Raw genomic sequence first — 11,605 nt, 5'->3', positions numbered from 1 at the left:
TTATACGCCACACCAAGAGTTAAAGCCACCATCGACAAAAATGATCTCGCCAGAAACAAATGCCGAAGCATCGCTCAAGAGATAAACTAAGGTTCCTTCCAATTCAGACGGGTCACCCAACCTTCGATATGGTGTCCCATTGATAAACTTCTGTGCCCTATCGGTATAACTGCCATCTGGATTGGTCAATAAGGTCTTGTTTTGCTCCGTTAAGAAAACTCCCGGTGCAATAGCATTGACACGCACCTTGTCACCATAACGTAAAGCCAATTCAGTGGACATCCATTTGGTGAAGCCATCAATGGCATGCTTGGCTACGGTATAGCCCAGCACACGGGTCAAGGGTCTTGATGCTGCCAAGGAAGAAATATTGATAATGGAACCCTTGCCCTTGTTAGCAATAAGTTCCCCAAAAATCAAGGTCGGAATAATGGTTCCATAAAGATTTAGCTCGATTGCTTTTATGGTATCCTGGATTTTATTGTCAAATATGTTTTGATCATCAGCGATCGTTGCCCCTGGGATGTTTCCTCCCACGGCATTGATCAGGCCATCGATGCTACCATAACGGTTCACGATCTGTTGCTTGGCATCCTTGACCGACTGCTCATCCATCACATCTGCTACAATACCTATGGCTTCTGCCCCGAGGTCATTGGCCATGCTGATACGTTCATTGATTTTTTCCTGGTTTCTCCCGATAATACAGATTTTAGCGCCGGCTTCAGCTAATGCCTTCACGAAGGATTTGCCCAAAATTCCGGTGCCTCCTGTAATAACGATAACTTTATCTTTAAGGGAGAATTTATCTAGAATAGTCATAGTTTATAGTTGATTATTATCCAATAATACAGAAATTAAAGGGAAAAATCGACATGGAAAACAGGATTATTACTTAAACGTTTTCGTAAAATCGCTGCAACAATCCATCAAAAACTATTATATTGTTGTTCAGTTTGACCTATGCCACAGATATTAACATTCGGAGAAGTATTGTATCGCCTTCAAAGCCTCAGTGAGTCGATTTTTGAGGGTGGAAATAATCGTTTAAAAATTTTCCCAGGTGGTTCAGAAGCCAATGTTGCTGTTGGTTTGGCCCAAATGGGGGATCAGGTCCATTTCTATTCGGCCTTTCCTGAGAATACCCTTGCAAAGGAGCTGCTGGAAAGCATTCAGCATTTAGGTGTGGATTGTTCCAAGGCTATCCAAATAGGCGATCGCATCGGCAGCTATATCCTCCTTTCGGCAAATGGACTGAGCAGTGGCGAGGTGGTATACGATAGAAAGTTTTCAAGTTTCAGTCTGTTAAAACCTGAGGACATCGATTTTGACCTGTTGTTTCAAGATGTGGATTGGTTCCATTGGTCAGCATTGACACCGGCACTTTCCGAAGACATGGCAATCCTGATGGAAACGGTACTGAAGGAGGCCGATCAAAGAGAGATCACGATATCTGTGGACCTCAATTTCCGGAGCAAACTCTGGAAATATGGCAAAGAGCCACTGGAAGTCATGCCAGATTTGGTCGCTTATTGTGATGTCATCATGGGAAATATCTGGGCGGCACAAAACATGCTGGATAGCCCAGTGGAAATAGGATTAAACCGACAGACAACCCAGGAGATTTATTTCAATAGTTCCCAAATCTCTGCAAAGCATATTTTTGAGGCTTTCCCCAAAGCGAAACATATCGCTAATACGTTCAGGTTCATGGACCATCCTAAGCATAATCTATTTTATGGCACATACCATAACAGAAACGAGGACAGCATTTCAGCCACTTTTGAAACAGAAGCTGTAATCGATAGGATCGGTAGTGGTGATGCGTTTATGGCGGGGCTGATCCATGCCCTAAGGCAAGGCATGTCTGCACAGGAAACCATAGACTTCGCAACTGGAGCTGGTTATCAAAAATTATTTGTAGAAGGAGATTTTGGAAATGGAAAAGCCAACTAAGATGAAAGAAGAAATTATCAAAGAAATCATTCGAAATCCAGTCTTACCTGTTTTTTATGATGATGACGTCAATACCTGCATTCAGGCCCTACAAAGCTGCTATGAAGGCGGTATTAGGGTTTTTGAATTTGTAAACCGAGGTGTGGAAGCGGAACAGAATTTTAAGGCCTTGCGTAACTATAAGGAAGAGCACTTCCCCGATCTGAAACTGGGGATAGGAACCATCATGCATGCGGATGATGCAGACCGTTTTATTGAACTGGGAGCAGACTTTTTGGTGAGTCCTATTTTTTCGGAATGTGTTGCGAGTTCTGCCAAGAAGAATAACATCCTTTGGATTCCGGGCTGCATGACTCCTACCGAAATTTCCGATGCCCAAATGGCTGGCTGCACTTTCGTGAAACTATTCCCCGGCGATACCTTAGGTCCTGGGTTTCTGAAAAGCATCAAACCTATCTTTCCAAATTTACGGTTTATGCCAACGGGTGGCGTAGACTGCTCATCGGAAAGTATCAACAAATGGTTTGAAGCCGGAGTCAGTGCTGTGGGACTTGGCTCGAAACTGTTCGTGAAAGTCAATGGGAAGTATGAATTCGGACAGATTGCTGAAAACTGCAGAAACCTATTGAATTGGGCAAAAAGAGGGGCTTGATCTGTTATAGGCTGATTTCAACCAATTGTTTGTTTTCAAGAATTGATCTTTCAAACTTGCGGATATTTCGTTTATCGATCAGCACCTCAAGTTCAATAGTCAATAAATCGGCAGACATGGTCTGCTTTTTTATTTTCACATGCTTAGAAAGCGGTCTGATAGCTGACAGCAATTGATCCTTGGCATCCAGGTCCTCCCTTTTCATACTGACACTTACCAAGCGCACGATGTTGTGGATTACATATTTATTCAATAAGGGTCCCGAAACAATAATGGCAAAACAAGCAAGCAAGAAAATGGCCGCGATGACATAGACTCCAAAACCGATTGCCATTCCAATGGCTGCTGACATCCAGATAATACTGGCTGTAGTCAATCCATTTACATTCACTCCATCTTTGAAGATCACCCCAGCACCTAGGAAACCAATACCTGAAACCACGTACGAAGCTATCCGAGTGGCATCCTCCGATTCTCCAGCACCCAATTTAAAGGATAGCAAGGAAAACAAGGTACTCCCCAAACAGATAATGGAAATGGTCTTGAAACCAGCCGACTTATCCTTCCACTCGCGCTCGAATCCCAATACAAATCCGGCACAAAGTGATAATACGGCTTTCAACAAGTCATTCCAATCCCATACAAGTTGAGTGATGATAAAGTCGATAGATGCGATGTCAGTCATAATCAGAGGAACAAATATAATATGAAATTGTTAATAAAAATCTTTAATTCTCCCAAAAACAAAAAAGCTCGGCTACAGGAGCCGAGCTTTTTATATATCCTTTAGGAAGGTTAATTCCTAAATCTTTCGATATTAATCTTCTTCTTTAGAAGCCAACAACTGATCGTATTCTTCACGAGAACCTACGATGATGTTGCTGTATTGACGTAAACCTGTTCCTGAAGGGATTAAGTGACCAACAATTACGTTTTCTTTCAATCCTAACAAGTTATCACGTTTACCTGCGATAGCAGCTTCGTTCAATACTTTGGTAGTTTCCTGGAAGGAAGCAGCAGAGATAAATGACTTCGTACCTAATGAAGCTCTGGTAATACCTTGCAACAATGGACTAGAGGTAGCAGGAATAGCATCACGCACTTCCACTAATTTCAAGTCTTGACGTTTCAAGCTAGAGTTTTCTTCACGCAATTTACGAAGGTTTACGATCTGTCCTGGACGCAATGATTTAGAATCACCAGCATCTACAACCACTTTCTTGTCGTAAAGTGAATCGTTTTCTTCCATGAAATCCCATTTGTTTACAGCTTCTTTTTCTAAGAAACGAGTATCTCCTGGATCTTCGATATTCACTTTCTGCATCATTTGGTGAACGATGGTTTCGAAGTGCTTATCGTTGATTTTCACACCTTGTAGACGGTAAACCTCTTGGATACCATTTACAATGTATTCCTGTACTGCAGAAGGACCTTTGATCGATAAGATATCCGAAGGGGAAATCTGACCGTCTGAAAGTGGCATACCCGCTTTGATAAAGTCATTATCCTGTACCAAGATGTGTTTAGAAAGTGGAACTAGGTATTTCTTCACTTGTCCGTCACGGGACTCGATCGAAATCTCACGGTTACCACGTTTAACACCACCTAAAGTTACAACACCGTCGATTTCAGTAACAACCGCTGGGTTTGAAGGATTACGAGCCTCGAACAACTCCGTTACACGAGGAAGACCACCCGTAATATCTCGGGTCTTACCTGTAGAACGAGGGATCTTAACTAAAATCGCACCTTCTTTCACTTTTTGGCCATCAGATACCGAAACGTGTGCTCCTACTGGAATGTTGTATGAACGGATGATTTCGCCTTTGTTATCCAATACTTTGATCGTCGGGTTTTTAGTCTTATCACGAGTCTCGATGATCACTTTCTCTTTGTGTCCAGTTTGCTCATCAGATTCCTCACGGTAAGTAATACCTTCGATAATCGCATCGAATTCTACCTTACCTGCAAATTCAGAGATAATTACAGCGTTGTATGGATCCCAGTCTACCAACTTGGTTCCTTTTTCCACTTTCTCTCCTTCTTTCACGTATAGGTTCGATCCGTAAGGGATAATTTGTTGGTAAAGGACTTTCTTATCGTCATTTACAACTTTAATCTCTCCTGAACGACCCAATACAACTTGGTAAGGACCAAATTCACCTTCTTTTTCTACTGTACGAACGTTCTCAAATTCGATTTTACCATCGTATTTAGCAATGATCGAAGATTCAGCAGCAATGTTAGATGCCGTACCACCGACGTGGAATGTACGAAGTGTCAACTGTGTACCTGGCTCACCGATTGACTGAGCAGCAATTACACCAACAGCTTCACCCAATTGAACACGTTTACCTGACGCTAAGTTACGTCCGTAACAACATGCACAAACTCCTCGCTTAGACTCACAAGTTAATACAGAACGGATTTCAACTCCTTCAATTCCTGCATTCTCGATTGCCTCAGCAACTTCTTCAGTGATATCATCATTTGCAGCAACGATCAATTCGTTTGTCTCAGGATGAACAACATCGTTCAATGGCGTACGTCCTAAAATACGGTCGTACAATGGTTCAACGATATCATCATTATCCTTAAGCGCTGTAGTATAGATACCGCGTAAACCGTTACAGTCTTGCTCAACAACAATCATATCCTGAGCAACATCATGTAAACGACGGGTTAAGTAACCCGCATCGGCTGTTTTCAACGCTGTATCGGCAAGACCTTTACGAGCACCGTGGGTAGAGATAAAGTACTCCAATACCGACAAACCTTCTTTGAAGTTTGAAAGGATCGGGTTTTCAATAATCTCACCACCTGAAGTACCAGATTTCTGAGGTTTCGCCATCAAACCACGCATACCGCATAACTGACGGATCTGCTCTTTCGATCCACGAGCTCCTGAATCCAACATCATGTATACTGAGTTGAAACCTTGATTGTCGTTCGAAAGGATATCCATAACGTGCGCTGTCAACTTGTTGTTGATACGTGTCCAGATATCGATGATTTGGTTATAACGTTCGTTGTTCGTAATGAAACCCATGTTATAGTTGTTCATTACTTCTTCAACTTCGTTTGTAGCTTGAGTGATCAAATCAGCTTTCGCAGCAGGGATGTTCAAATCTTGAAGGTTGAACGATAGACCACCTTTGAATGCTGTTTGGAATCCTAACTCTTTCATGTCATCCAAGAATTTCGCTGCACGAGCCATACCCGTGTTCTTCACGATCTCTCCAATGACATTACGAAGTGACTTCTTAGTCAATAGTTCATTGATGTATCCTACCTCTTCTGGAACGATTTGGTTGAAGATCACACGACCTACAGTCGTTTCAATGATTTGATCTTTGAACTCTCCTTCTTTGGTCTTAACGCGAGCTTTAACCTTGATAAAGGAGTGAAGATCTACTTTTGCTTCGTTCAAGGCAATGATTACCTCTTCTGCTGAATAGAAAGTACTTCCTTCACCTTTCATCACCAGGTTGTCATCAGTCTTACGGCCTTTGGTAATGTAGTAAAGACCCAATACCATGTCTTGAGATGGTACTGTAACTGGTGAACCGTTTGCAGGGTTAAGAATGTTGTGTGCTGCCAACATCAAGATTTGGGCTTCCAAAATTGCAGCATTACCTAATGGTAAGTGAACTGCCATCTGGTCACCGTCGAAATCGGCGTTGAACGCTGTACACACTAATGGGTGTAATTGGATCGCTTTACCCTCAACTAAGGTTGGTTGGAAAGCCTGAATACCCAAACGGTGAAGCGTAGGTGCACGGTTTAGTAATACTGGGTGACCTTTCAATACGTTCTCAAGGATATCCCATACTACTGGATCTTTGCGATCTACAATTTTCTTCGCTGACTTAACTGTCTTTACGATTCCTCTTTCGATCATCTTACGGATGATAAACGGTTTGTAAAGCTCAGCAGCCATATCTTTAGGAAGACCACACTCGTGTAATTTCAAGTGAGGACCAACGACGATTACCGAACGAGCCGAGTAGTCAACACGCTTACCTAATAAGTTCTGACGGAAACGACCTTGCTTACCTTTAAGGATATCCGATAAAGATTTTAAAGCACGGTTACCTTCAGTCTTAACAGCATTTACCTTACGTGAGTTATCGAATAACGAGTCAACAGCTTCTTGAAGCATACGTTTCTCGTTACGTAAGATTACCTCTGGAGCTTTGATCTCGATCAAACGCTTCAAACGATTGTTACGGATAATTACACGACGGTAAAGGTCATTTAAGTCTGAAGTCGCAAAACGACCACCATCCAAAGGAACTAAAGGACGTAACTCTGGTGGAATAATAGGTACGATCTTAACGATCATCCATTCCGGACGGTTTTCGATATGATCATTAGCACCACGGAAAGCCTCAACAACGTGAAGACGTTTCAACGCCTCGTTCTTACGTTGCTGGGAAGTTTCGTTCGCTGCTTGGTGACGAAGATCGTATGACAATTGGTCTAAGTCTAGACGTTTCAACAAATCTTCCAATGCCTCTGCACCCATCTTAGCGATGAATTTCTGAGGATCGTTGTCATCCAAATATTGGTTTTCTTTTGGAAGGGTATCCAAGATATCTAGATATTCCTCTTCTGTCAAGAAATCCATGTATGAAATACCATCTTCTTCTTTGATACCAGCTTGGATAACCACGTATCTTTCGTAGTAGATGATCATATCCAACTTCTTCGTTGGAAGGCCTAATAAATAACCAATTTTGTTAGGTAGAGAGCGGAAGTACCAGATATGAGCAACCGGAACCACCAAGTTGATGTGTCCCATACGCTCACGACGTACTTTCTTCTCTGTAACTTCAACACCACAACGGTCACAAACGATCCCTTTATAACGGATACGCTTGTACTTACCACAGTGACATTCGTAGTCTTTTACTGGACCGAAAATACGCTCACAGAATAGACCATCACGTTCTGGTTTATAAGTACGGTAGTTGATAGTTTCTGGTTTAGTAACCTCACCACTTGAACGCTCCAAAATAGTTTCTGGAGAAGCTAAGCTGATCGTAATCGATGTAAAGTTACTTTTGATTTTGTTATCTTTTTTGTAAGACATACTTAGTAAAAAGTTAAAGCTGTATGTGAAAGCTTAAGAAGGTTATGCACCTTCTTAAGCTCAATTTGCTTGATTAATCTAATGTGATATCTAAACCTAATCCGCGTAGCTCGTGTACCAATACGTTGAACGATTCTGGTACCGATGGAGTTGGCAGGTTGTTTCCTTTTACGATTGCCTCGTAAGTTTTCGCACGACCTACTACATCATCAGATTTAACGGTCAAGATCTCTTGTAGGATGTTGGATGCACCGAATGCCTCTAACGCCCAAACCTCCATCTCACCGAAACGCTGACCACCGAACTGTGCCTTACCACCTAATGGTTGTTGAGTAATCAACGAGTATGGTCCAATTGAACGTGCGTGCATCTTATCATCAACCATGTGTCCTAATTTCAACATGTAGATTACTCCAACTGTTGTAGGTTGGTCAAAACGATCACCTGTCAATCCATTGTATAGGTAAGTACGACCTGACTTAGGTAATCCTGCTTTCTCAACCCACTCTTCTACTTGGTCCATTTCTGCACCGTCAAAGATCGGAGTAGCGAATTTAACACCTAATTTTTGTCCTGCCCAGCCTAATACAGTTTCATAGATCTGTCCAAGGTTCATACGCGAAGGTACCCCTAGTGGGTTCAACACGATATCAACTGGTGTTCCGTCTTCTAAGAAAGGCATGTCCTCATCACGTACAATACGTGCAACAATACCTTTGTTACCGTGACGTCCCGCCATCTTATCTCCTACTTTCAGCTTACGTTTTTTGGCAACATATACCTTCGCCATCTGAACGATACCCGATGGAAGCTCATCACCGACAGAGATTGCAAATTTCTCACGCTTGAATGCACCTAACTCCTCATTAACTTTAATGTTGTAGTTGTGCAATGCAAGTTTGATCATGTCATTCTTGTCATCATCAGTAGTCCATCCTGTAGGATTAACGTTGTTATAGTCAAGATCAGTAAGGATCTTTTGAGTAAACTTAGCGCCCTTAGCTACCAATAACTCTTTGTAAACATTGTAAATACCTTGAGAGGTCTTACCATTTACGATCGTAAATAATTTCTCAACCAAACGATCTTTAAGAATCTTGATGTTTCTATCGTGAGCAACTTCTAATTTCTCTAAAGCTTTACGCTCAACTTCTTTAGACATTTTCTTCGCACGAGAGAATAACTTCGTATCGATAACCACACCTTTGATTGATGGTGGAGTTTTCAATGAAGCATCCTTCACGTCACCAGCTTTGTCACCAAAGATCGCACGTAATAACTTCTCTTCTGGTGAAGGATCAGATTCTCCTTTAGGAGTGATCTTACCAATTAAGATATCACCTTCGCCAACCTCAGCACCAACACGGATAATACCGTTTTCATCAAGGTCTTTCGTAGCTTCTTCTGAAACGTTTGGAATATCAGCTGTCAATTCCTCTTCACCACGTTTAGTATCACGAACTTCAAGTTCGAATTCTTCAATGTGTAATGAAGTGAATAAATCCTGTGATACTACACGCTCAGAGATTACGATCGCATCCTCAAAGTTGTATCCTTGCCAAGGCATGAATGCCACTTTCAAGTTTCTACCCAATGCCAATTCACCATCTTCGGTTGCATAGCCTTCACATAATACCTGACCTTTTTCAACTCTTTGTCCTTTCGTAACGATCGGTTTCAAGTTGATACAGGTATTTTGGTTGGTTTTCTTGAACTTGGTCAATCTATATGCTTTCACATCATCATCGAATGATACCAAACGATCGTTGTCGTTTCTATCGTAACGGATGTGAATTTCTTGTGCATCTACATATTCTACTGTTCCGTTTCCTTCAGCGTTGATCAACGTACGGGAATCTTTCGCTACACGTGCTTCCAATCCAGTACCTACAACCGGTGCTTGCGGACGTAACAAAGGAACTGCTTGACGTTGCATGTTGGAACCCATCAATGCACGGTTGGCATCATCATGCTCCAAGAAAGGAATCAATGAAGCCGCGATTGATGTAATCTGGTTCGGAGAAACGTCCATATAGTCTAATTTCTCAGGCTCAATAATCGGGAAGTCTCCCTCATATCTAGCTTTTACTTTAGCATCTAAGAAATTACCTTTATCATCATATAGAGCATTTGCTTGCGCAATTGTCTTATCGTCTTCATCTTCAGCAGATAAATAAACAACTGGCTTATCAACTACCACCTTACCATCAGAAACGATACGGTATGGAGTTTCGATAAATCCTAGGTTATTGATTTTCGCGTGAACTGACAATGATGAAATCAAACCAATGTTTGGACCCTCTGGAGTTTCAATAGTACACAAACGACCGTAGTGCGTATAGTGAACGTCACGTACCTCGAAACCGGCACGCTCTCTTGAAAGACCACCTGGACCTAATGCTGACAGACGACGTTTGTGCGTAATCTCAGCCAATGGGTTGGTTTGATCCATGAACTGTGATAACTGGTTCGTTCCGAAGAAAGAATTGATCACTGATGACAATGTACGAGCATTAATCAAGTCAGTAGGCGTAAACACCTCGTTATCACGAATGTTCATACGCTCACGGATAGTACGAGCCATACGAGCTAGACCTACACCGAATTGCGCATATAATTGCTCACCAACCGTACGAACACGACGGTTAGATAAGTGGTCGATATCATCCACCTCTGCTTTCGAGTTGATCAAGTTGATCAAGTACTTCACGATAGCGATGATATCTTCACGGGTCAATACTTTTGTATCCGACGGTGTATCAAGTTTCAATTTACGGTTGATACGGTATCTACCCACATCTCCTAAATCGTATCGTTTATCCGAGAAGAACAAACGGTCAATGATACCACGTGCAGTTTCCTCATCAGGTGGTTCTGCGTTACGCAATTGACGATAGATATGCTCTACCGCTTCTTTCTCTGAGTTGGAAGTATCTTTTTGTAAAGTGTTATATATAATCGAATAGTCCGCATTGTTTGACTCATCTTCCTTGGTCAGGATAATGGATTTCACTCCAGCGTCGATGATCAGGTCAATGTGGTCTTCTTCTAATATGGTTTCACGTTCAAGGATGATCTCGTTACGGTCGATCGATACTACTTCACCTGTATCTTCGTCAACGAAATCTTCTGTCCATTTGTTCAATACCCTAGCCGCTAAACGACGACCAACGTATTTCTTCAATCCAGATTTACTAACTTTTACTTCATCTGCAAGGTCGAAAAGTTCTAAGATTTCCTTATCCGAATCGAAACCGATTGCACGTAACAAGGTAGTAACTGGGAATTTTTTCTTACGATCGATATAGGCATACATCACGTTGTTCACGTCTGTTGCAAATTCGATCCAAGAACCTTTAAAAGGAATAACCCTAGCAGAATAAAGTTTAGTACCATTGGTATGTCTACTTTGACCAAAGAACACACCAGGGGAACGGTGCAATTGAGAAACGATAACACGTTCAGCTCCATTGATTACGAAAGTACCTTTTGGAGTCATGTACGGAATAGTTCCTAAGTACACGTCTTGTACAATGGTTTCGAAATCTTCGTGTTCTTCATCATTACAAGACAACTTCAATTTAGCCTTTAAAGGTACGCTATAAGTCAATCCACGTTCAATACACTCTTGGATATCGTAACGCGGTGGATCAATGAAATAATCCAAAAACTCTAGCACAAAGATGTTTCTTGAATCAGAAATAGGGAAGTTTTCTGCGAAAACCTTGTAAAGCCCTTCCTGATGGCGGTTGTCAGAAGTAGTCTCTAATTGAAAAAACTCCTTGAAAGACTCTAATTGTACGTCCAAGAAATCCGGATAATCAATCACCTTCTTACTTGTCGCAAAATTTACTCTTTCTTTTTGAATATTATTGTTTGCCAAGGGAATAAGAATTTAGTTT

General features: G+C 41.7%; 6 protein-coding genes. 2 read left to right on the top strand and 4 right to left on the bottom strand.

Features of this window, described 5'->3' with window-relative positions; translation table 11 throughout:
- On the bottom strand, nt 1-822 hold the full coding sequence (locus tag NMK93_RS03095) for an SDR family oxidoreductase (RefSeq protein WP_185216004.1): 822 nt from the start codon (nt 820-822) through the stop codon (nt 1-3).
- A 141-nt stretch (nt 823-963) separates the two neighbouring features.
- On the opposite strand from NMK93_RS03095, the gene NMK93_RS03090 reads away from it, so the two are divergent.
- Both NMK93_RS03090 and NMK93_RS03085 read left to right on the top strand, forming a co-directional pair.
- Complete coding sequence (locus tag NMK93_RS03090) at nt 964-1,956, top strand: sugar kinase (protein ID WP_254526377.1); 993 nt, start codon at nt 964-966, stop codon at nt 1,954-1,956.
- Nucleotide 1,957: 1 nt separating this feature from the next.
- The gene (locus NMK93_RS03085) at nt 1,958-2,608 is read left to right on the top strand and encodes a bifunctional 4-hydroxy-2-oxoglutarate aldolase/2-dehydro-3-deoxy-phosphogluconate aldolase (protein ID WP_254526378.1); all 651 of its coding nucleotides are present in this window, start codon (nt 1,958-1,960) and stop codon (nt 2,606-2,608) included.
- Between the two features lie 4 nt (nt 2,609-2,612).
- Here NMK93_RS03085 and NMK93_RS03080 read toward each other — a convergent pair whose 3' ends face one another.
- The 3 genes from NMK93_RS03080 to rpoB form a co-directional block, all read right to left on the bottom strand.
- Nucleotides 2,613-3,293, bottom strand: a complete 681-nt coding sequence (locus NMK93_RS03080; RefSeq protein WP_185211026.1) for an MgtC/SapB family protein — start codon at nt 3,291-3,293, stop codon at nt 2,613-2,615.
- Between the two features lie 132 nt (nt 3,294-3,425).
- Complete coding sequence (rpoC, locus tag NMK93_RS03075) at nt 3,426-7,703, bottom strand: DNA-directed RNA polymerase subunit beta' (protein WP_185211028.1); 4,278 nt, start codon at nt 7,701-7,703, stop codon at nt 3,426-3,428.
- Between the two features lie 73 nt (nt 7,704-7,776).
- A complete protein-coding gene (gene rpoB, locus NMK93_RS03070) occupies nt 7,777-11,586 on the bottom strand; it encodes a DNA-directed RNA polymerase subunit beta (RefSeq protein ID WP_185211030.1) in 3,810 nt (1,269 codons plus the stop codon).
- Between the last annotated feature and the right edge of the window lie 19 nt (nt 11,587-11,605).

This window comes from Sphingobacterium sp. LZ7M1 (assembly GCF_024296865.1).
Lineage (GTDB): Bacteria > Bacteroidota > Bacteroidia > Sphingobacteriales > Sphingobacteriaceae > Sphingobacterium.
This window is presented reverse-complemented; position numbering and strand designations above follow the sequence as displayed.

What these genes read in the sequence shown, in the direction of transcription:
- rpoC (WP_185211028.1), bottom strand. Translation starts at nt 7,703, where the DNA reads ATGTCTTACAAAAAAGATAACAAAATCAAAAGTAACTTTACATCGATT.
- NMK93_RS03095 (WP_185216004.1), bottom strand. Translation starts at nt 822, where the DNA reads ATGACTATTCTAGATAAATTCTCCCTTAAAGATAAAGTTATCGTTATT.
- NMK93_RS03090 (WP_254526377.1), top strand. Translation starts at nt 964, where the DNA reads ATGCCACAGATATTAACATTCGGAGAAGTATTGTATCGCCTTCAAAGC.
- NMK93_RS03085 (WP_254526378.1), top strand. Translation starts at nt 1,958, where the DNA reads ATGAAAGAAGAAATTATCAAAGAAATCATTCGAAATCCAGTCTTACCT.
- NMK93_RS03080 (WP_185211026.1), bottom strand. Translation starts at nt 3,293, where the DNA reads ATGACTGACATCGCATCTATCGACTTTATCATCACTCAACTTGTATGG.